This is a genomic window from Paraburkholderia sp. C35 (assembly GCF_003121405.1).
Taxonomy (GTDB): domain Bacteria; phylum Pseudomonadota; class Gammaproteobacteria; order Burkholderiales; family Burkholderiaceae; genus Paraburkholderia.
Genome location: NZ_QBUY01000098.1, coordinates 13,155 through 34,422, shown reverse-complemented (window position 1 = coordinate 34,422; position 21,268 = coordinate 13,155). Strand labels below are relative to the sequence as shown.

The window sequence follows — 21,268 nt, the reverse complement described above, 5'->3', positions numbered from 1 at the left end:
TGAAGGATAGGACCGGCTGGGGGCCCGCAGGCAACTACAAGAACTGGCGGTGTTCAGCGGCTTTCTTTTGCCTACTTTTCTTTGCCGCGGCAAAGAAAAGTAGGTGCCGCCCCGCACAGGGGCAACGCATGAAGCACGAAGGCAAATCGCGGATGCCAGCGAAAAAACAAACCGCGGACGCCAACGGCAAAAACCTCACTCCCCCTCTGCCACCTCTTCAGCATGCGCAGCCCTCTCCTGCTGCAAGGCCCACATCTGCGCAAAAAGCCCACCCGCAGAAACAAGCTCACCAAAAGTCCCACGCTCGCAGATGCGCCCCTTATCCATCACGATAATCTGCTCCGCGTGAACCACAGTGGAAAGCCGATGCGCAATGATCAACGTAGTCCGGTCGCGCGCAATCTGATCCAGCTCCCGTTGAATCGCCCGCTCGGACCGCGAATCGAGCGCTGAAGTCGCTTCATCGAACAGCAGCACAGGCGGGTTCTTCAGCAAGGTCCGCGCAATCGCCACGCGCTGCTTCTCGCCACCCGATAACTTCAACCCACGCTCACCGACAGGCGTCTCATACCCCTTCGGCAAGCTCTCGATGAAATCGTGGATATGCGCCGCGCGCGCCGCCGCGATTACTTCATCGCGCGTCGCGGAAGGCCGCCCATACGCGATGTTGTAGTAGATCGTGTCGTTGAACAGCACCGTATCCTGCGGCACGATGCCAATCGACGCCCGCAGCGAATCCTGCGTCACGTCGCGAATATCTTGCCCATCGATACGTATTGCGCCACCCGTCGCGCGATCCAGATCGTAGAAACGGAATAGCAGCCGCGCGAGCGTCGACTTGCCCGAGCCGCTATGGCCCACCACCGCCGTGGTCGTGCCCGCAGCAATCGTGAAGCTCACGTCATGCAGGATCGGCCGCGCGGGCTCATACGCAAAGTTCACATGCTCGAAACTCACCTGAGCGCCGCCCACGACAAGCGCCGGCGCATCGGGTGCGTCAGGGACTTCGCGCGCGGCGCCGAGCAGCGTGAACATGCGGTCCATGTCAGTGAGACTCTGCTTCAGCTCGCGATACACGACGCCGAGAAAATTCAGCGGAATGTACAACTGCAGCATGAATGTGTTGATCAGCACCAGATCGCCGAGCGTCAGACGTCCCGCCATCACGCCCTGCGTTGCACGCCACAGAATGAAAACGAGACCCGTGCCGATGATCGCCTGCTGCCCGAAGTTCAGCGCCGACAGCGAGTTCTGCGACTTGATCGCCGCCGCGCGATAACGCTTCAGATTTTCATCGTAGCGCCGCGCTTCCCACTCTTCGTTGTTGAAGTACTTGACCGTCTCGTAGTTCAGCAGCGAATCGATGGCGCGCGAATTCGCGTTCGAATCGAGTTCGTTCATCGTGCGGCGAAACTGCGTGCGCCACTCGGTCACTTTCACCGTGTACGTGATGTACGCAGCCAACGCCACGAACGTGACGATCGCGTAATACGCCTCGTATTTGACGACGAAAAAGCCGAGCACGAGACCGACTTCGACCAGCGTCGGCAGAATGCTGTACAGCGAGTACGAAATCAGTTGCGTGATGCCGCGCGTGCCGCGCTCGATATCGCGCGACATGCCGCCCGTCTGCCGCTCCAGATGAAACCGCAGCGACAACGCATGCAGATGCCGGAACACCTTCAGCGCAAGCTGACGCACTGCGCTTTCCGTGACCTTCGAGAACAGAATCTCGCGCAGTTCGGTGAACAGCGATGTAGACAGACGCACGACCGCATACGCGACCACCAGCAGCCCCACGCCGCCGAGCAGCACGACACCGGGCGCGTGCTCCGCACGGCCGAGCGCCGTCAGATGCTGCACGGACGCCAGGCTATCGACGATGCGCTTCATCACGATCGGCACGCCCAGATTGGCGACCTTCGCACCAATCAGGCAGCTGAGCGCGAACGCGACGCGCCATTTATAGGTCGCCAGATACGGCAGCAGCGAAACGATGGTTTGCCAGTCGTTGCGTGGCTGATTCGAGATCGGCGACGGCTCGGACAATGCAGAATTGCGACGCATGATTCTATTGTTGGGGATTGCCTGCACGCTTGACGCGTGACTCGTAGGAAATGTGACGGAAGAAACGGGCAACGGATGCAGCGACCGCCGCCCGCGCAGCAGGCTGGCATTAAGTTCCAGCGCGCGCTTTCCCGTACAATTCCTGATCTGGCAATATTGTCGCAGAAGCCGGCGGGCGCCGCTTTCGCCGCGCTGATCCGGACTTTCCCGTCAGGCCGTCGTCGTGAGAGCCACCGCTCCCGGCACAACTGAACTCATGGACGCCCCGATGACCGAGAATCTCCAACTTCCACAAAAGCACTGCGCGCTGCGCGTGGTCCCGCAGCCGTCAGATGCGAACGTGCATGGCGACGTGTTCGGCGGCTGGATCATGGCGCAAGTCGACATCGCCGGTTCGATCCCCGCGAGCCGCCGCGCCAACGGCCGCGTCGCGACCATCGCGGTCAATTCGTTCGTGTTCAAGCAGCCGGTGTTCGTCGGCGATCTGCTCAGCTTTTACGCGGATATCGTGAAGACGGGTAATACGTCGGTGACGGTTTCCGTCGAGGTCTACGCGCAGCGCATGAGCCTGTCGGAAGAGACGGTGAAAGTCACGGAAGCCACGCTGACGTACGTCGCCACGGACAGCGACCGCCGCCCACGCGCACTGCCTGCGCTGGACTGATCCGGCACGCCGCGCCCGTTGCAGGCGCGGCGTGATCCCACTCAGATCACGCGTCCGCGGCTGCCAACGCCGCGTTCTCCGCGCTCCGCTGCAACATGCCTGGAATCGCATCGTGCGGCATCGGTTTTGCGAAGAAATAACCCTGCATCTCGTCGCACGCGCGCTGCTTGAGAAAGTCGAGTTGCGTCGACGTTTCCACGCCTTCGGCAATCACCTGCAGATTCAGCGAATGCGCGAGCGCGATGATCGCTGACGTGATCGTTTCATCATCCGACGATTCACCGATATCCGACACGAACGACCTGTCGATCTTCAATCGATCCACCGGGAAGCGCTTCAGATAACTCAGGCTCGAATAGCCCGTGCCGAAGTCGTCGATGGCGAGGCCGATGCCGAGCGCGTGCAGCTCGTTGAGCATCGACACGGCCTCTTCCGCGTTGCGCATAATGGTGCTTTCGGTCAGTTCGAGTTCGAGATACTGCGGATCGAGCCCGGTCTCTTCGAGCACCTGCATCACGAGCTTGGCAATATCGTGCTGCTGGAACTGCCGCGCCGACAGATTCACCGACACGCGCGCAGGCGGCAAGCCTTCGTCCTGCCACGCCTTGTTCTGGCGGCACGCTTCGCGCAGCACCCATTCCGACAGCGGCCCGATCAGCCCGCTTTCCTCGGCGACAGGAATGAACTGCGACGGCGGAATCAGCCCGACTTCCGGGTCGCTCCAGCGCACGAGCGCTTCCATGCCGACCACCTGCCCCGTTTCGATATCGACCTGCGGCTGGTAGTGCAGCAAAAACTCGTTGTCGCGCAGCGCGCGGCGCAAACGGCGCTCCAGATTCAGACGCGCGCCCGCCGATACGTTCATCTCGGGCTGATAGAACTGGAACGTGTTGCGGCCCATATCCTTCGCGCGGTACATCGCGAGGTCGGCCTTTTTCATCAGCGTTTCGGCGTCGTCGCCGTCCTGCGGGAACAGGCTCGCGCCCATGCTGCAGCCCACGTACAACTCGGTGCCGTCGAGCCACACCGGCTCCGAAATCGACGCGCGCACGCGCTCCATCCAAGCAATCAGCGACTGCTCGTCGACGGTATCCGTCATCACGATCACGAACTCGTCGCCGCCATGACGCGCGACGGTGTCGCTCGCCCGCGCGCAACGCGCGAGCCGATCCGCAACAACGGAAAGCAGCCGGTCGCCGACGCTATGCCCGAGGCTGTCGTTGACGTTCTTGAAGCCGTCGAGATCGATGAACACGACGGCCACGCCCTTGTGATGCCGCTGCGCGACGATCAGTGCATGTTGCAGGCGATCGCGCAGCAGATTGCGGTTCGGCAGTCGCGTGAGGCTGTCGTAGTTCGCCTGATATTCGAGCTGCTCCTGATAACGGATCAGCGCGGTCACATCGTTGATCACGGCGATGTGGTGCGTGGTCTGCCCTTCGGCATCCGGCACAGGCGCGATATACAGCTGATTCCAGAACAGCGCGCCGTCCTTGCGGTAGTTGCGCAACACCGCGCTCACTTCGCGGTTCGCCGACAGCGACTGGCGGATCGCCGCGATGCCTTCCTGATCGCGGTCGTCGCGCTGCAGCAGGCGACAATCCTGGCCGATCACTTCCTGCGGGTCGTAGCCCGTAATGCGCTTGAACGCCGGGTTCACATACTCGATCAGATTGCCTTCCTTCGAAGGCGCCGTAATCAGAATCGCGTTGACGCTGGCATCGAGCGCGCGGCTTTGCAGGCGCAGCGCGAGGTCCGCGCGCTTGCGCTCGGTGATGTCCGTGTACGAACCGAGCACGCCGATCACGCGGCCGTCGTTATCGGTGAACGGCAGCTTGCTCGTCACCGTGGTGCGATGCACGCCGTCGATCACCATGTCGGTTTCGTAGTTCATCTTCGGCACGCCCGACGCCATCACCTCGGTGTCCTGGCCGCTGAGTTCCCCGGCGAACGCGCGCCACGGCATATCTTCGTCGCGCTTGCCGATCACCTGCTCCGGATAGGCGAGGCCCGCGTCGCGCGCGAACGCCATGTTGCAGCCCAGATAGCGCAGTTCCTTGTCCTTCCAGAAGATGCGTTGCGGGATATTGTCGATCACCGTCTCCAGCATCTGGTTCGAGCGCTGCGCTTCGGCTTCGGCGTTGATCTGCTCGGTGACGTCGTCGGCGAGCACGAACAGCGCGGGACGGCCCAGGAAAGTCATCGCGTGATACGAGATGTCGGCGCTGATCTGCGAGCCGTCCTTGCGGCGGTGATGCCAGATGCCCGCCATCGTGCGGGGACCGCCCGGCGCGACGTCGCTGCGCTGCAGATGCGATTCGAGCCGCGCGACTTCGCCATGCGAACGGATCGCGCGCACCGTCATCGCCAGAAACTCGCTCTCCGAGTAGCCGTATTGCTGAACGGCCGCCGAGTTGACAGCGAGAAAGCGCAGCGACTCGCGATCGAAAATGTACATCGGCACGGGATGCTGCTCGAACAGCCCGCGAAAGCGCTCGTCGTGCCGGTGCAGCGCCTTGGCGATACGCAGCTTTTCGCGCGCGACGTTCTCACGCGCGCCGAAGGTGTAGATCAGCAGCCCGCTGCCCGCGAGCATCGTCAGGATCAGGAACAGCATGGCGTTACGCGAATCGCGCATCGACGCGTCGAGTGCCGCCTTCAGCGCGAGGTCTTCCTGCTCACGCAGCTGGTCCATGCGCGCTTCCAGCCCGTCGACTTCCATGCCCAGGCGCGTGTACGTCTGCGCGGCCCAGTCGCGCGAGCCGTCCTGCTCGGGCGCGGTCGTCTTGGCCAGCGCGAGCGCGATGTCCTGCTGAAGCCGCGCGCCGTCGGAGGTGAGCTGGGCGAGCGCATCGGCGACGTTGGGCTGATGCGCCAGCTGTTCGTGCAGTGCGCGGTCGAGCTTTGCGAGCGAGGCGGCCATATTTGCCGCCGCACTGACAGGCGCAGGCTCGGCTGAGGATTCATAACGCCCGAGCACGCCCAGCCCGTCTTCGAGCGTCGAGCGATACGCTTCGAGGTTCTGGCGAATGGCCGTCGAGCGGACCGTGCGCGCGTCGGCGTCGCGTTGTCCGCAAATCTGCGTGTAGGCGACGAAGGCATTCGCGCCCACCGCCGCGGCGACCACCGCCAGATTGATCAGCAGCCGCTTCGATAGAAAAGAGATCATAGGTTCCGAACGTCGTTCGATCCTGCAGGCGGGGGCGCGCGGCGAAGCAAGTCAGCGCTGCGCACACGGACCACGCACAAAACGGACGCGCAGCCGGACGCAGCGCTTGACGCGCCAACCTTTGGATAACGGCAGCGTTCGGACGAGATTGAGGGTAAACGCGAAAAATCTTTCGGCGGAATCACCCGGCGAGGCCAAATTCCTTCATGGCCGGCACGAAATCATGGTTGCTGGTCGCCTTGCGCGACAGTTTCGCGAGCACGTAACGCTGAAACGGCGCAAGCTGCGACCACTGTGCACTGGTCGGCGCAGCCAGCTCCGCGAGCCGGGCCTGGTGCTGCACGGTTTCCGGGACGACTGCAGTGTCCCGCCACGCCGGGTTATCCTCGGGCGTGAACCATTCGGGTTCGATGTTCGCGTGGGTGCGCATCATCTCGAACAGGGCGTGGTCGAAATTCGGCTCGATGGCCGTGTCGTCGTCGGCGGGGAAACGCGCCAGCAGCACGCGGTCTTCGTGCGGCAGTGTCTGCCATTGTTCGAGCGTAATCCGCAGCCCAAAACGGTCGAGATTGAATCGGACGACCATCGGAATGAATTTCAGATTCTCCGACGATTCGACCTCGAAATTGAACAGCAGGGGCGCATCATTGAGTCCCATGGCAGATTCCTCTTATTCGGTGGCCAACGCGCTGTGCCGGTCTGAGGTATTTTAGAACCATATTCGTGGCGCGGCGGCCTTGGGGCGGGTCGCGCCTTGCAGGCAGTGTATGGGCAGTTTTTGCGCAGGAGTCAGCAGGTGAACGAACTGGAAACGGGCGAGCAGCGGGGCATCGTCGAGCAGGCGGTGCGCCGGCACCGTGGCGGCACGGTCGAGAGCGTTGCCGATCACGTCGGGCAGGAATGGCCCGTTGCACTGGTCTTCAACGGCATTTCGCACGCGGTGATGATGTGCACGCCGCGCGATCTCGAGGAATTCGCGGTCGGCTTTGCGATTTCGGAGGGGATCGTCGAGCGTGGCGCGCACATTCAGGACATCGAGGTCGAACTCCACGACGGCAAACTGCCGCACGCGGAAGTGCAACTGACCGTCGTGCAGCAGGCGTTCGCCGCGCTGAAGGAAAAGCGTCGTGCGCTGTCGGGGCGCACGGGTTGTGGCGTGTGCGGGATCGAGAGCATCGATCTGCTCGATCTGACGCCGGAGCGCGTGCCTGACACGGGCTTTCTGCAGCGCCTCGCGCCGGATGCCATCGCGCGTGCGGCGAAGGAACTGCCTGCGCATCAGGCGCTCACGAAGATGACGGGCGGGCTGCACGCCGCTGCGTGGTGCGACGCGACGGGCGCGATTTCGTACGCATTCGAAGACGTGGGCCGTCACAACGCGCTCGACAAGCTGATTGGGCGCCTGTCGCTCGATCGTGTGGACACGAAGGAAGGCTTTGTCTTTCTGTCGAGCCGCGCGAGCTATGAGCTGGTGCGCAAGGCAGCGCGCGTCGACATCCCCATGGTGGCGACGATTTCCGCGCCGTCGTCGCTGGCGATTACGATTGCCCGCGAGGCGGGCGTGCGGCTGGTGAGTTTCTGCCGCGAAGCGGGGTATGTCGAGTACGGTACGGTGTGACGGCCGCTTCGCTTCTTGAGCCCTGATTCTTCTGTTCGCGCTTAACTGAACTGGCGGAAGTCGGGCTTGCGCTTCTCGAAGAAGGCCTTGAACGCTTCCTTCGCTTCAGGCGCCAGCAGCATTTTCGCGAAATGCACGGCTTCATCGGTCATTTGCGTCTGGATTTCGTGCTGCGTCGCGCGTTTCATCAATTGCTTGGTGAGGCGCAACGACGATGCAGGCAGCGCGGCCAGCTTCTGCGCCTGTTGCAGCGCGAACGCGTCCACTTCCGCGGCGGGCAGCAGACGGTTCACGAATCCCATCCGTTGCGCTTCTTTGGCGTCGAAAGCCTCGCCGAGCAGCAGCTTTTCTGCCGCCGACTGGTAGCCGGCCACGCGTTGCAACAGCAGCGACGATGCTGCTTCCGGGCATAGGCCCAGTTGCGAGAATGGCAGCGAGAAAGTTGCGGTGTCGGCTGCGTAGACCAGGTCGCAATGCAGCAGCAGAGTCGTGCCGATGCCGACGGCTGCGCCCGCTACCGATGCCACGATCGGCTTTTCGGCCGAACTGATCGCGCGCAGGAACTGGAAGACAGGAGCGTTATCGCCGACGGGCGGCTGCTTCATGAAGTCTTCCAGATCGTTGCCGGCGCTGAAGATGCCTGCGCTGCCGCGGATTAATATTGCTCGCGTGTTAGGGTCGTTCTGCGCTTCTGTCAGCGCGTCGGCCATCGTCTGGTACATCGCCGCGGTGATGGCGTTTTTCCGCTCCGCGCGGTTGAAGGCGATGGTTTGTACGTCGTGGGTGCGGGTTAGTTCGATGTCCATTCTGTCGTTCCTCCAGGGTTTTTGCCTTTTTGATCTTGGATTGGGCTGGTGTGGTTCGTTTGGGTCTGCACTGGCGTCCGCGCTTTGCCTTCGTACTTCATGCGTCGCCCCTGTGCGGGGCAGCACCTACTTTTCTTTGCCGCCGCAAAGAAAAGTAGGCAAAAGAAAGCGGGCTAACACCACCACATTTCTTTTTGCCTGCGGGACCCCTACGGGTCCTACACCTCGCACGGCATCGCACTCGCTGACGCCCGTTGCCAGCGCTCTAATTCACGCATCCCCCGCTTCACGCCCCCGCGTCGCAACTTGCGCGATCAATCTGCCCGGGTTCTCCAGGTGGCAAACTGTGTGTCGGCTGTCGCGCCATACACGCACCACTCCGGACTAAAAAGCAAAGACGGTGTGTCTTGTAGGAGCGCCGACGCTATAGGCGCGACAACCGACACACAGTTCGCCACCTGGGCGGCCGTAACGATTCGCTGCCGCTGGCTGCGCTACGGGTGATTGATGCGGGTGAGGCGCTTATGAATAGCGTTGGCAACGGGCAATGAATAGTGTGTTGCCGTTTGGAGTGTAGGACCGGTTGGGGGCCCGCAGGCAAGAACAAGGATTGGCGGTGTGAGCGGCTTTCTTTTGCCTACTTTTCTTTGCCGCTGCAAAGAAAAGTAGGTGCCGCCCCGCACAGGGGCAACCCAGGCAGACCACTAACAAAAAGCGGACGCCAGCGAAAGCCCACTTGCGAACCACCAAAAAAAACCAGCGGCCCGCAAGCACCACCACAAAAGTCAAACCCGCTCAATAATCCCAGCGGCACCCATGCCCGTCCCAACACACATGGTCACCATCCCATACTTGAGATTCCGCCGGCGCAAGCCATGCACAACAGTAGCAGCACGAATCGCCCCAGTCGCCCCAAGCGGATGGCCAAGTGCAATCGCCCCGCCCATCGGATTGACCTTCGACGGATCCAGCCCGAGATCGCCCATCACTGCCAGAGCCTGCGCAGCAAACGCCTCGTTCAATTCGATCCAGTCGATATCGTCCTGCTTCAGCCCAGCGGCCTTCAGCGCCGCAGGAATCGCTTCCTTCGGACCGATGCCCATGATCTCCGGCGGCACGCCGCGCACAGCGAAGCTGACAAACCGCGCCAACGGCGTCAGATTGAACTGCTTCAGGATCTTTTCCGACACCACGATCAACGCGCCCGCGCCGTCCGACGTCTGCGAGCTGTTGCCCGCCGTCACCGAACCCTTGTTTGCGAACACCGTGCGCAGCTTCGCCAGCCCTTCCATCGACGTATCGCCACGCGGACCTTCATCCAGCGATACCTCACGCGTCTTCACCTTCACTTCGCCCGTCGCGAGATCGGGGAAACGCTCGGTGATCGTGTACGCAGCGATTTCATCGTTGAACTCGCCTGCCTGTTGCGCGGCCACCGCCTTGCGATGCGACTCGACCGAGAACTGGTCCTGCTGCTCGCGGCTCACTTTCCAGCGCTCAGCCACCTTCTCAGCCGTCAGGCCCATGCCGTACGCGATGCCCACATCTTCGTTGCGATCGAAGATATGCGGCGACAGCGACGGCTTGTTGCCCATCATCGGCACCATGCTCATCGATTCGCAACCGCCTGCGATCAGCACGTCCGATTCGCCGACGCGAATCCGGTCCGCCGCCATCGCCAGCGCCGTCACGCCCGACGCGCAGAAGCGGTTGACCGTCACGCCGCCGACCGTGTTCGGCAGGCCAGCCAGCAGCGCGCCCATACGCGCAACGTTCAAACCCTGCTCCGCTTCAGGAATCGCACAGCCGATGATCGCGTCTTCGATCAGCGACGTATCGAGGCCCGGCACCTGTCCGACTGCCGACTTGATCGCGTGCACCAGCAGTTCGTCCGGGCGCGTGTTCTTGAACATGCCGCGCGGCGCCTTGCCGATCGGTGTGCGGCTCGCAGCGACGATGTATGCGTCTTGCAATTGCTTGGTCATTTGAGTTTTTCTCCTCAGTTGCGCACCGGCTTGCCCGTCTGCAGCATGCCCATGATCCGTTCCTGCGTCTTCTGCGTGCCGAGCAACTCGACGAACGCACGACGCTCCAGCGCCAGCAGCCACTCTTCATCGACGAGACTGCCCGCTTCGACATCGCCGCCGCACACGGCTTCGGCAATGCGGCCCGCGATCAGGTAGTCGTGCTCGCTGATGAAACGGCCATCGCGCATGTTGACCAGCGACGCCTTGATCGTCGAAATCGCCGAGCGTCCGGCAACCGGCACCTGCGTCACACGCAGCGGCGGACGGTATCCCGCCGCAGCCAGCGCACGCGCTTCCTTCTTCGCCGTATCGAGCAGTTCGAAGACGTTGAACACGATCGTGTCCGACGGCTTCAGATAACCCATCGCGCGGGCGTCGAGCGCCGATGCCGAGACCTTCGCCATCGCCGCATTTTCGAACGACTTCTGCACGAACTTGAGCAGATCGTTGGTCGCGCCGACTTGGGTTGCCGCTTCAGCCGCACGCAGCGCCGCTTCCTTCAAACCGCCGCCAGCAGGCACGAGACCCACGCCCACTTCCACGAGGCCGATATAGCTCTCGATGTGTGCGACGCGCTTCGCGCTATGCAGCACCAGCTCGCATCCACCGCCGAGCGCAATGCCCGACACGGCTGCGACCACGGGCACATTCGCATACTTCACGCGCAGCATGCCCTGCTGGAACTTCTTCACGAACGGCTCGATGCCCTTCGCGCCGCCCATCATGAACGCGGGCATCGCTTCTTCGAGATTCGCACCCGCCGAGAACGGGCCGCCCGGCGCGCCGAGTTTCAGCGACGTCGGTTGCCAGATCACGACGCCCTTGTAGTCCTTCTCGGCGACATCGATGGCCTGTGTCAGTCCATCGATCACCGACGGTCCGATCGTGTTCATCTTGCTCTTGAACGACACGATCAACACGTCGTTCTCGCCAGCACGGTCATCGACCCACGCACGCACGGCTTCCGTTTCGAACACGGTCTTGCCATACGTCTTCGGGTCGGCGCCCGTTTCGCCAGCGAGCGGCGCGCGGAACACCTGACGGTCATACACCGACAGCGACGAGCGCGGCACAAAGCGCTTCTCAGCCGGCGACCACGAGCCTTCGCTGGTATGCACGCCACCCTTCTCGGCGACAGTGCCTTCGAGCACCCACGCGGGCAGCGGCGCGTTCGACAATGCCTTGCCCGCCGCGATGTCTTCCTGCACCCACTCGGCGATCTGCTTCCAGCCTGCCGTCTGCCAGCCTTCGAACGGACCTTCGTTCCAGCCGAAACCCCAGCGGATTGCGAGGTCTACGTCACGGGCGTTGTCGGCGATCGATTCCAGATGCACGCCGATGTAGTGGAACACGTCGCGGAAAATCGCCCACAGGAACTGCGCCTGCGGATGTTGCGATTCGCGCAGCAGCTTCAGACGTTCAGCCGGCGGACGCTTCAGAATGCGGCCAACCAGTTCATCCGCCTTCGCGCCGCCATCGACATACGCGCCCGCCTTCGGGTCGAGCACCTTGATCGCCTTGCCTTCCTTCTTGTAGAAGCCCGCGCCCGTCTTCTGGCCGAGCGCGCCCTGCTTCACCAGCGCGGCGAGCACGGCAGGCGTTTCGTAGCCCGGGAAGAACGGATCGTCGGCGAGGTTGTCCTGCATCGTCTTGATGACGTGCGCCATCGTGTCGAGACCGACCACGTCCGCCGTGCGGAAGGTCGCCGACTTCGCGCGGCCGAGACGGCTGCCCGTCAGATCGTCGACTTCATCGAAGCGCAGGCCGAACTTCTCGGCTTCCTTGATGACCGCGAGGATCGAGAAAATACCGACGCGATTTGCGATGAAGTTCGGCGTGTCTTTCGCGCGCACGACGCCCTTGCCAACCACGCTCGTCAGGAACGTTTCCAGTTGATCGAGAATTTCCGGACGCGTCGCCGCCGTCGGAATCAGCTCGACGAGATGCATGTAGCGCGGCGGATTGAAGAAGTGCACGCCGCAGAAGCGCGCCTTCAGTTCGTCGGAGAAACCGTTCGACAGTTCGGTGATCGACAGACCCGACGTGTTCGACGCGAAAATCGCGTTCGGGGCGATATGCGGCGACACCTTCTTGTACAGATCGTGCTTCCAGTCCATGCGCTCGGCGATCGCTTCGATCACTACGTCGCATTCGGCGAGCTTTGCGATGTCGTCGTCGTAGTTGGCGGGCTGGATATATTGCGCGTCGTCCTTCACGCCGAACGGCGCGGGCGACAGCTTTTTCAGGTTCTCGATGGCCTTGAGCGCGATAGCGTTTTTCGGGCCTTCTTTCGCGGGCAGATCGAACAGCAGTACGGGCACCTTCGCGTTGATCAGGTGCGCAGCGATCTGCGCGCCCATCACGCCGGCGCCAAGCACGGCCACCTTACGAATGATCAGATTGCTCACGTCGTTCCTCCGGGGCGTTATGCGGTGTCGCGAGTTGCCGCACGCGGGCTTTGGTGAGCGGCGCGCGGCTTATATGTGAGAAAGAGTTGGCGGCGCATGGCTGTCGTGCGCCGCCTCGTGATGGCTTTAGAACAGCGCTTCGTCGATTTCCATCAACGTCTTCGAACCGGCGCGCGCGGCGCGGATCGTCGAGGCCGTTTCGGGCAGCAGCTTCGCGAAGTAGAAGCGTGCCGTGGCGAGCTTCGACTTGTAGAACGGATCGCCCGATGCTTCCTTGTCGAGCGCGAGACGCGCCATGCGGGCCCAGAAGTACGAGAACACCAGATGGCCGACGGTGCGCAGATACGGCACGGCAGCAGCGCCAACTTCGTCCGGGTTCTGCATCGCCTTCATGCCGATTTCCATCGTCAGCTTCTGCACCTTGTCGCCGATGTCCGCGAGCGGATTGATGAACTCCTGCATTTCCGGCTTGATGCCTTCGGCTTCGACGAAATCCGTCACCAGCTTGCCGAACTTCTTCAGCTTCGCGCCCATGTCGCCGAGCACCTTGCGGCCCAGCAGATCGAGCGACTGGATCGAGTTCGTGCCTTCGTAGATCATGTTGATGCGCGCGTCGCGCACATACTGCTCCATGCCCCACTCGGCGATAAAGCCGTGGCCGCCGTAGATCTGCATGCCCATGTTCGTGCCTTCGAACGCGTTGTCCGTCAGGAACGCCTTGATGACGGGCGTGAGCAGCGCGACGAGATCGGCGGCTTCCTTGCGCACGGATTCATCCGCGTGCGACAGCTCCTTGTCGATGTTCAGCGCGGCCCAGTACGTGAAAGCACGTGCGCCTTCCGCGTAGGCTTTCTGCGTGAGCAGCATGCGGCGCACGTCAGGGTGAACGATGATCGGGTCGGCGGCTTTTTCCGGCGCCTTCGGGCCCGTCAGCGAACGCATCTGCAGACGTTCTTTCGCGTAGACCAGCGAGTTCTGATACGCGATTTCCGTCAGACCCAGACCTTGCATGCCGACGCCAAGGCGAGCCGCGTTCATCATCACGAACATCGCGTTGAGGCCCTTGTTCGGCTCACCGACCAGCCAGCCCTTCGCGTTGTCGAGATTGATCACGCACGTCGCGTTGCCGTGAATGCCCATCTTGTGTTCGATCGAGCCGCACTTCGCGCCGTTGCGTTCGCCGGGATTGCCGCTCGCATCGGGGATGAACTTCGGCACCACGAACAGCGAAATGCCCTTCGTGCCTTGCGGCGCATCCGGCAGACGCGCGAGCACGAGGTGAACGATGTTTTCGGCGAGATCGTGTTCGCCGCTGGAGATGAAAATCTTCGTGCCGCTGATCGAATACGAGCCGTCGCTGTTCGGCTCGGCTTTCGTGCGGAGGATGCCGAGGTCGGTGCCGCAATGCGGTTCGGTCAGGCACATCGTGCCCGTCCATTCGCCCGACACCAGCTTCGGCAGATAGGCCTGCTGGAGTTCCGGCGTGCCGTGCGCGTGCAGACACTCGTAGGCGCCATGCGACAGGCCGGGATACATCGTCCACGCCTGATTCGCCGAGTTCATCATCTCGTACAGCGCGTTGTTGACGAACGCGGGCAGCCCCTGGCCGCCGAAGTCGGGATCGCAGCCGAGCGCGGGCCAGCCCGCCTCGACGTATTGCCGGTACGCTTCCTTGAAGCCCTTCGGCGTGGTGACAACGCCATCGCCTTCGTATTTGCAGCCTTCCTGGTCGCCGCTCTGGTTGAGCGGGAACAGCACTTCCGAGCAGAACTTGCCTGCTTCTTCGAGCACCTGGTTGATCGTATCGGCGTCGAGATCAGCGTGCTTAGGCATCTGTTTGATCTCGGCTTCGACGTTCAGCAGCTCGTGCAATACGAATTGCATGTCGCGCAGCGGCGCGGCGTACTGTCCCATGAGTCTCTCCAGTCAATCCAAAGGTGTTGGCTCAAGCTCCGCTGCCAGCCTCCCCGCCGTATGGACCCATCCGATAAGGACCCACCCGGCCTTGCTAGCGGCTTGTGCTCTCGCTTTGATACGAAACAATCAGTTTTTCCAGCGCGGCCCACGTCAGGCGCACGGCATCGGGCAGATGCAGGAAGCGTGCGTCATGATGCAGGCCGAGCGTGAAGCTATACAGTTCGAACAGCATCAACTGCGGGTCTGTATCCGCACGCAGATGCCCTTCTTCCATCGCCTGCGAAATGGCTCGCGTGAGCGCCGCCCGCCACATCGTGACGCTCGCCACCAACTGCTCGCGCACCGCGCTCTCCGCGCGATCGTCATACTCGACCGCGCCGCTGATGTAGATGCACCCAGTCGTCACTTCCTGGATGCGCTTCTCGATCCAGCGCGAGATCATCGCGCGCAAGCGCGGCAAGCCACGGGGCTCGCGCAGACTCGGGAAGAACACCTCGTCTTCAAAACGACGGTGATACTCGCGCACGACTTCCACCTGCAGGTCTTCGCGCGACCCGAAATGCGCGAACACTCCGCTCTTGCTCATCTGCATGCGCTCGGCTAGCAGACCGATCGTCAGACCTTCCAGTCCGTCGCGGCTTGCCAGATCGAGTGCTGCATCGAGAATCGCGGCTCGCGTTTGTTCGCCTTTTCGCATAGCTGTGTACCGTCTGATTTGATCGAAAGAAAAATCGAACGGTCGTACCATTATTGGATGCGACCGTCCGCGAAACAAGGACTTTATTAGAAACGGGTTTCTAACTACATTCGGATTTTCCGTCATTCGACTATCAGACGATGCGGAATTTTTAGAATAATTTGCCGGAACGGATGAGAGTTGTCTCTGATTATTGAGTGTTATGAATGGGCTTTTGTCTGCCTTTTCTGTATCCGTTCTTAATCGTACCCACCGACGGTCAATAGCTTCATCGCGATCCGGTAAGTGTTGTAGGCAAACCAGTTCAGCAAGCGCTCGCCGGCAGGGCGCGCTTCGTAATGCTTTTCGTCGATTCGCCGCGATTCCTCGAATGCCGAAAGGATCGAATTGCGTAACTGGTCGATCTCCGGATGCAAAACGAGTACGACGTTCGCCTCATTGTTCAGCATCAGGCTGAGCGCATCGAGATTCGATGAGCCGACGGTTCCCCAGTTCGAATCGACCACGGCGACCTTGCCGTGCAGCATGGTCTTCTCGTATTCGGCGATCTTCACGCCCGCCTTGAGCAGCGTGCGATACAGGAACGGCACCGCGTAATCGAGCATCGCGAATTCCTTCCTGCCGATCACCAGACGCACGTCGATGCCGCGCTGCGCCGCGTAGATCAGCGCGCGGCGCAGCTTGCGCCCCGGCATGAAGTAGGGATTGGCGAGCAGCACTTCGGAGCGCGCCTGGCCGATCGCCGTCAGATACGCTTTCTCAATCGCACGACGGTTAACGAAGTTGTCACGCGCGACGAACGCGACGCACGGCTCGGCCATCGCGCGCATGTCGCCGTGGTGCGTGCTGCGGCGCACGCGCACGAAACGCGCGGTGGCGGCCTGCGGCGTCGCACCGCCGACGGGCGGCGGCACCAGCGCCGGACGATGGCCGATACGGATACGTTCCCACTGCACATCGAACGCTTCCTGCACGTCGGCGACCACGGGGCCTTCCAGTTCGACGGCAAAATCCCAGCGCGCAAACGGCAGACGCGTGCCGTTCTGATCGAAGTCATCGACGACATTGATGCCGCCGCAATACCCGAACTGATCATCGACGACGGCGAGCTTGCGATGCGTGCGCGAGAAGCCAAAGCGGCCAAAGATATGCGGGTTATAGATGCGATGCTCGATGCCGGCGGCCTGCCAGTCGTTGAACATCGGCAGACGATCGGTGCCGACGCCGTCCGTGATCACGCGCACGCGCACGCCGCGCGAGGCGGCGCGGATCAGCGCATCGGACACGGGATGGCCCGAGGCATCGTCGCAAAAAATGTAGGTTTCGAGCGCGACTTCGTTTTTGGCGGCGTCGATGCGTTCGATCAGCGCGGCGAAATACGTGTCGCCCGACTTGAAGAGTCGCACCGAGTTGCCCGAGCAAAAGCGCGCTCTGGACCAGTAGCGCCGGCCTGGCAGATGTTCCGTGAGCCGGTCGAAGCGGCGCAGGCCGCCGCTCATCGGCGAGGCTCCTTCACGCGCTGCGGCAACTGCAGGATCGCGTCGCGATTGGACCACGAGAAGCAGCGTTCAGCCGCTTCCTGCCAAGGCAGCCACAGATGCGACGTGTGTTCGAGCGGTGCGAGCGTCACTTCGAGACGCTGCGGCACCTGCAGGCCGAACCAGTGCTCGGTGTTGTGCGTGACGCCTTCCGCATAACGATGACGCCACGTCGGGAAGATCTCGAACTCGATCTGATGATGCCAGTCGACCAGCGCCTCACGCGGCACGATCTCGCCGCCGACCACGATGCCCGTCTCTTCCGCCACTTCGCGGATCGCGGTTTCCAACAGCGGTTCCCCGGCGTGCTCTTTCGAACCCGTCACGGATTGCCAGAACGCCTCCCGGTCGGCCCGTTCGATGAGCAGCACATCGAGTTCGGGCGTATGAATGACGACGAGTACGGATTCCGGAATCTTCGGCGGTTTCGGCATGGTGAAAGCGGGTGCGGCGCGGTGGTGCGCCATGACATGTCGGACGGCAGAGCTTACAGCGACTGTAACGCAAAAAGCGAAAAAGGCGCATGACGCGCCTTTTTCGCTGTTGTTTCGCCAATACGTCGTTGTTTTAACGACGCACGGCGCAAACGGTCACATTTACGCCTTTTGCTCGGGCTGACGCAGACGGATGTGCAGTTCCTTCAATTGACGCTCGTCGACTTCGCTCGGTGCCTGCGTGAGCAGATCCTGCGCGCGCTGCGTCTTCGGGAACGCGATCACGTCGCGGATCGAATCGGCGCCTGCCATCATGGTCACGATACGGTCCAGACCGAACGCGATACCACCGTGCGGCGGCGCGCCGTATTGCAGCGCGTCGAGCAGGAAGCCGAACTTCAGACGCGCTTCTTCCGCGCCGATCTTCAGCGCGCGGAACACCTTGCTCTGCACGTCTTCCTGGAAAATACGCACCGAGCCGCCGCCGATTTCCCAGCCGTTCAGCACGATGTCATACGCCTTCGCGAGGCAGCGGCCCGGATCCGTTTCCAGATACTCGAGGTGCTCGTCCTTCGGGCTCGTGAACGGGTGGTGAGCTGCGACGTAGCGGTTTTCTTCTTCGTCGTATTCGAACATCGGGAAGTCGACGACCCACAGCGGCTTCCAGCCCGTTTCGACCAGACCGTTGGCCTTGCCGAATTCCGAATGGCCGATCTTCAGGCGCAGCGCGCCGAGGCTGTCGTTGACGACCTTCGCGCGGTCTGCCGCGAAGAAAATGATGTCGCCGTCTTGCGCGCCCGTGCGCTCGATGATCGCGGCGATCGACGCGTCGTGCAGGTTCTTGACGATCGGGCTTTGCAGGCCGTCACGGCCCTTCGCCACTTCGTTGACCTTGATCCACGCCAGACCCTTCGCGCCGTAGATGCGCACGAATTCCGTGTAGCTGTCGATATCGCCACGCGACAGTTCCGCGCCCTTCGGCACGCGCAGTGCTGCGACACGGCCGTCCTTCGTGTTGGCGGGCGTGCTGAACACCTTGAAGTCGACGTCGCGCATGGCGTCCGTCAGTTCCGTGAATTCGAGCTTGACGCGCAGGTCCGGCTTGTCCGAACCGAAACGGCTCATCGCTTCCGAATACGGCATCACGGCAAACTTCGCGTCCAGTTCAACGCCGATCGTTTCCTTGAAGACGTGACGCGTCATGTCTTCGAACAGGTCACGGATTTCCTGCTCGGTCAGGAACGACGTTTCGCAGTCGATCTGCGTGAATTCCGGCTGACGGTCGGCGCGCAGGTCTTCGTCGCGGAAGCACTTGGTGATCTGGTAGTAACGGTCGAAGTTCGCGACCATCAGCAGCTGCTTGAAGAGCTGCGGCGATTGCGGCAGCGCGAAGAACTGGCCCGCGTTGGTACGCGACGGCACGAGGTAATCGCGCGCGCCTTCCGGCGTGCTCTTGGTCAGCATCGGCGTTTCGATGTCGATAAAGCCGCGCGAGTCGAGATACTTGCGCACTTCCATCGCCACGCGGTAGCGCAGACGCAGGTTGTGCTGCATCTGCGGACGGCGCAGGTCGAGCACGCGGTGCGTGAGACGCGTGGTTTCCGACAGGTTGTCGTCGTCGAGCTGGAACGGCGGCGTGACGGATGCGTTCAGCACGACCAGTTCGTGGCACAGCACTTCGATCTTGCCGCTCTTCAGCGCAGCGTTGGTCGTGCCTTCCGGACGGTTGCGCACGACGCCCTTCACCTGGACGCAGAACTCGTTGCGCACGCCTTCGGCCGTCTTGAACATCTCAGCGCGGTCCGGGTCGCAAACGACCTGAACGAGGCCTTCGCGATCGCGCAGGTCGATGAAGATAACGCCGCCATGGTCGCGGCGCCGGCTCACCCAGCCGCACAGCGACACGGTTTGACCCAGCAGGTGTTCGGTCACCAGACCGCAGTATTCAGATCTCATCGACATGATGTTTGTCTTTCGTTATGCATTGGTTGAACGGCGTGCGCTGCAGCTTGTGGCAGGCGGCGCGCGCCGGCATTACAGCGGTGGCTCGACGGGTGTGCGGCGCTCCGGCGCCGGCTGATTAACGGGCGGAGCAACCACGCCCATCGAGACGATGTACTTGAGTGCGGCGTCGACGGTCATGTCGAGCTCGATTACTTCGCTTTTCGGCACCATCAGGAAGAAGCCGGACGTCGGATTCGGCGTGGTCGGCACGTAGACGCTGACGTGATCTTCCTTGAGGTGGTTGACGACGTCGCCGCCGGGAATACCCGTCAGAAACCCGATAGTGTAAGACCCCTTGCGCGGATATTCGATCAGCAACGCCTTACGGAACGCGTTCCCGCTCGACGACAGCAGCGTGTCGGACACCTGCTTGACGCTGGTGTAGATCGGGCCGACCACGGGAATCCGCGCGACGATCAGTTCCCACCAGCCGACCAGCTTCTGCCCAACGAAGTTCTGAGTCAATAGCCCGACAACAAAAATGAAAGCAAGTGTCAACACGGCGCCGAGGCCGGGCAGACGGAAGCCGAGCAGCCGCTCCGGTTGCCACGAGCGGGGCAATAGCAACAGCGTCTGATCCATCGTGCCGATGATCAGGCCGAGCACCCACAGCGTGATGGCAAGAGGCACCAGCACCAGCAGGCCAGTCAGGAACACCGATTTGAGCGTCGTCGTTTTCGTCGTCATGTGTACCGCCAGAAATCCGCGCGAACCCCTTGCGCGGCGTCTACGTCACCTTGCGGTGGCGAAACTGCTAGCTGCCCGAGCTGCCCGTGGAAGCGGGTGCGGGCGCGGCTGCCGGCGCTGCGGCCGGCGTGCTCGTGGAGGCTGTGCTGTCGGAAGAAGCCGTGTCCGGCTTGCTTTCCGTTTTGGCGGCCGTCGCGTCGGAGCCATTGCTGGAAGCGCCGCCCGAATTATTGGCCTTGTTGCTGGCTGAACTGCCGCCGCGGAAGTCCGTGACGTACCAGCCCGAGCCCTTCAGCTGAAAGCCGGCGGCGGTAACCTGCTTGCGGAATGCATCGGTTCCGCACTCCGGGCATTGCGTCAACGGGGCGTCGCTCATTTTCTGGAGCACGTCCTTCGCGAAGCCGCATGACTCGCAACGATAAGCGTAGATCGGCATGAACTTGTCCCTACTGGAATCTCTTAGAACGCTTGCAAAGCCTTGAATTATAGCCGCAAACAATTGCACGCCCCGGAATTCGGGGAGGAAGGCGGGCGCAACCGCCATTCTTGCAGATGAGGGCGGCAGGATCGGCTATCAAGCCCTTGCTGCGGCGCGGCGGCGCCAGGTCAGCCAGCGTTCCCGGCCCGCGAACACGGGAATCGAGTCGCTGACAGGCTCGTCTTCGAGCAGTTCGAACTGTGGCGTCAGCAGCGCGTCGAGTTCGGCGCGCTCGATGATGAACGGCGGCCCTTTGCGTGGACCTTCGCCGATGAAAAAGAAACCGGCAAGCAGGCCGCCCGCAGGCAACAGTGCGGCCATGCGCGCGAGCCAGTCCGCGCGCCGCGCCGGCGGCAGCGCGCACAAGAACGCCCGCTCGTAGATCCAGCCGGGCTCGAAAGGCGGTTGGTAGGTGAAGAAGTCCGCCTGCTCGACCAGGTTCGCGTGATTGTCGAGCTGTGTGCGGGCGGCTTCGACGGCACTCGTCGCGAAGTCGATGGCGCGGAGCGTCCAGCCCTTTTCCGCGAGCCACCATGCTTCATACGCGCTGCCGCAGCCGGGAATCAGCGTGGACAGTGGCGCGTGGCGTTCGACAAAGGTCTTGAACGCCGACGGCACGCCCGCCTGATCCCACGGTGTGAAACCGCGATCGAAACGCTCATCCCAGAAGCCGGGTGCGTTCGGGTCGCGGCTTTCGAACTCTAGCGCGGTGGGCGGGACGGTCGGCCTCGTGTCGCTCATGGGTGCACCTCGT

16 protein-coding genes are annotated in these 21,268 nt (G+C 62.2%); 2 read left to right on the top strand and 14 right to left on the bottom strand.

Annotation, left to right across the window (positions count from 1 at the left end; all coding sequences use genetic code 11):
• Positions 1-195: 195 nt before the first annotated feature.
• The gene (locus DK391_RS35305; RefSeq protein WP_109482640.1) at positions 196-2,067 is read right to left on the bottom strand and encodes an ABC transporter ATP-binding protein/permease; all 1,872 of its coding nucleotides are present in this window, start codon (positions 2,065-2,067) and stop codon (positions 196-198) included.
• 268 nt (positions 2,068-2,335) lie between these two features.
• Between DK391_RS35305 and DK391_RS35300 the strand changes: the two genes are divergently transcribed.
• A complete protein-coding gene (locus DK391_RS35300; protein ID WP_162600996.1) occupies positions 2,336-2,731 on the top strand; it encodes an acyl-CoA thioesterase in 396 nt (131 codons plus the stop codon).
• A gap of 46 nt (positions 2,732-2,777) precedes the next feature.
• On the opposite strand, the gene DK391_RS35295 is transcribed toward DK391_RS35300, so the two are convergent.
• Both DK391_RS35295 and DK391_RS35290 read right to left on the bottom strand, forming a co-directional pair.
• A complete protein-coding gene (locus DK391_RS35295) occupies positions 2,778-5,900 on the bottom strand; it encodes an EAL domain-containing protein (protein WP_109482638.1) in 3,123 nt (1,040 codons plus the stop codon).
• Positions 5,901-6,081: 181 nt separating this feature from the next.
• On the bottom strand, positions 6,082-6,558 hold the full coding sequence (locus DK391_RS35290) for a nitrate reductase associated protein (protein WP_109482637.1): 477 nt from the start codon (positions 6,556-6,558) through the stop codon (positions 6,082-6,084).
• A 138-nt stretch (positions 6,559-6,696) separates the two neighbouring features.
• Here DK391_RS35290 and fdhD point away from each other — a divergent pair, with 138 nt between their 5' ends.
• The gene (gene fdhD, locus DK391_RS35285; RefSeq protein WP_109482636.1) at positions 6,697-7,518 is read left to right on the top strand and encodes a formate dehydrogenase accessory sulfurtransferase FdhD; all 822 of its coding nucleotides are present in this window, start codon (positions 6,697-6,699) and stop codon (positions 7,516-7,518) included.
• A 41-nt stretch (positions 7,519-7,559) separates the two neighbouring features.
• Here the strand turns inward: fdhD and DK391_RS35280 are convergent, their stop codons facing one another.
• The 11 genes from DK391_RS35280 to DK391_RS35230 all read right to left on the bottom strand — a co-directional run bounded on the left by DK391_RS35280 (position 7,560) and on the right by DK391_RS35230 (position 21,255).
• A complete protein-coding gene (locus DK391_RS35280) occupies positions 7,560-8,324 on the bottom strand; it encodes an enoyl-CoA hydratase (RefSeq protein ID WP_109482635.1) in 765 nt (254 codons plus the stop codon).
• Positions 8,325-9,109: 785 nt separating this feature from the next.
• Complete coding sequence (locus DK391_RS35275; RefSeq protein ID WP_109482634.1) at positions 9,110-10,309, bottom strand: acetyl-CoA C-acyltransferase; 1,200 nt, start codon at positions 10,307-10,309, stop codon at positions 9,110-9,112.
• Positions 10,310-10,323: 14 nt separating this feature from the next.
• Positions 10,324-12,759, bottom strand: coding sequence for a 3-hydroxyacyl-CoA dehydrogenase/enoyl-CoA hydratase family protein (locus tag DK391_RS35270; protein WP_109482633.1), 2,436 nt, complete (start codon positions 12,757-12,759; stop codon positions 10,324-10,326).
• Between the two features lie 126 nt (positions 12,760-12,885).
• Positions 12,886-14,673 (bottom strand): acyl-CoA dehydrogenase C-terminal domain-containing protein, encoded by a 1,788-nt coding sequence (locus DK391_RS35265; protein ID WP_109482632.1) that lies wholly within the window; start codon positions 14,671-14,673, stop codon positions 12,886-12,888.
• 94 nt (positions 14,674-14,767) lie between these two features.
• Positions 14,768-15,373: a TetR/AcrR family transcriptional regulator gene (locus tag DK391_RS35260; protein WP_109482631.1), complete on the bottom strand. Its 606-nt coding sequence runs from the start codon at positions 15,371-15,373 to the stop codon at positions 14,768-14,770.
• 239 nt (positions 15,374-15,612) lie between these two features.
• Positions 15,613-16,872: a cardiolipin synthase ClsB gene (gene clsB, locus DK391_RS35255; RefSeq protein ID WP_109482630.1), complete on the bottom strand. Its 1,260-nt coding sequence runs from the start codon at positions 16,870-16,872 to the stop codon at positions 15,613-15,615.
• A complete protein-coding gene (gene nudB / locus DK391_RS35250) occupies positions 16,869-17,345 on the bottom strand; it encodes a dihydroneopterin triphosphate diphosphatase (protein WP_109482629.1) in 477 nt (158 codons plus the stop codon). Before nudB ends, clsB begins: the two co-directional genes overlap by 4 nt.
• Before the next feature lie 162 nt (positions 17,346-17,507).
• The gene (aspS, locus tag DK391_RS35245) at positions 17,508-19,307 is read right to left on the bottom strand and encodes an aspartate--tRNA ligase (RefSeq protein WP_109482628.1); all 1,800 of its coding nucleotides are present in this window, start codon (positions 19,305-19,307) and stop codon (positions 17,508-17,510) included.
• A 72-nt stretch (positions 19,308-19,379) separates the two neighbouring features.
• Positions 19,380-20,036: a DUF502 domain-containing protein gene (locus tag DK391_RS35240; RefSeq protein ID WP_109482627.1), complete on the bottom strand. Its 657-nt coding sequence runs from the start codon at positions 20,034-20,036 to the stop codon at positions 19,380-19,382.
• 67 nt (positions 20,037-20,103) lie between these two features.
• Positions 20,104-20,472 (bottom strand): FmdB family zinc ribbon protein, encoded by a 369-nt coding sequence (locus DK391_RS35235; RefSeq protein ID WP_109482626.1) that lies wholly within the window; start codon positions 20,470-20,472, stop codon positions 20,104-20,106.
• Between the two features lie 138 nt (positions 20,473-20,610).
• Positions 20,611-21,255: a thiopurine S-methyltransferase gene (locus DK391_RS35230; RefSeq protein WP_109482625.1), complete on the bottom strand. Its 645-nt coding sequence runs from the start codon at positions 21,253-21,255 to the stop codon at positions 20,611-20,613.
• Positions 21,256-21,268: the final 13 nt, after the last annotated feature.

Bases quoted from the DNA above. Each gene is read 5' to 3' on its own strand.
- DK391_RS35305 (WP_109482640.1), bottom strand. From the start codon at position 2,067: ATGCGTCGCAATTCTGCATTGTCCGAGCCGTCGCCGATCTCGAATCAG.
- DK391_RS35300 (WP_162600996.1), top strand. From the start codon at position 2,336: ATGACCGAGAATCTCCAACTTCCACAAAAGCACTGCGCGCTGCGCGTG.
- DK391_RS35295 (WP_109482638.1), bottom strand. From the start codon at position 5,900: ATGATCTCTTTTCTATCGAAGCGGCTGCTGATCAATCTGGCGGTGGTC.
- DK391_RS35290 (WP_109482637.1), bottom strand. From the start codon at position 6,558: ATGGGACTCAATGATGCGCCCCTGCTGTTCAATTTCGAGGTCGAATCG.
- DK391_RS35280 (WP_109482635.1), bottom strand. From the start codon at position 8,324: ATGGACATCGAACTAACCCGCACCCACGACGTACAAACCATCGCCTTC.
- DK391_RS35275 (WP_109482634.1), bottom strand. From the start codon at position 10,309: ATGACCAAGCAATTGCAAGACGCATACATCGTCGCTGCGAGCCGCACA.
- DK391_RS35265 (WP_109482632.1), bottom strand. From the start codon at position 14,673: ATGGGACAGTACGCCGCGCCGCTGCGCGACATGCAATTCGTATTGCAC.
- DK391_RS35260 (WP_109482631.1), bottom strand. From the start codon at position 15,373: ATGCGAAAAGGCGAACAAACGCGAGCCGCGATTCTCGATGCAGCACTC.
- clsB (WP_109482630.1), bottom strand. From the start codon at position 16,872: ATGAGCGGCGGCCTGCGCCGCTTCGACCGGCTCACGGAACATCTGCCA.
- nudB (WP_109482629.1), bottom strand. From the start codon at position 17,345: ATGCCGAAACCGCCGAAGATTCCGGAATCCGTACTCGTCGTCATTCAT.
- aspS (WP_109482628.1), bottom strand. From the start codon at position 19,307: ATGTCGATGAGATCTGAATACTGCGGTCTGGTGACCGAACACCTGCTG.
- DK391_RS35240 (WP_109482627.1), bottom strand. From the start codon at position 20,036: ATGACGACGAAAACGACGACGCTCAAATCGGTGTTCCTGACTGGCCTG.
- DK391_RS35235 (WP_109482626.1), bottom strand. From the start codon at position 20,472: ATGCCGATCTACGCTTATCGTTGCGAGTCATGCGGCTTCGCGAAGGAC.
- DK391_RS35230 (WP_109482625.1), bottom strand. From the start codon at position 21,255: ATGAGCGACACGAGGCCGACCGTCCCGCCCACCGCGCTAGAGTTCGAA.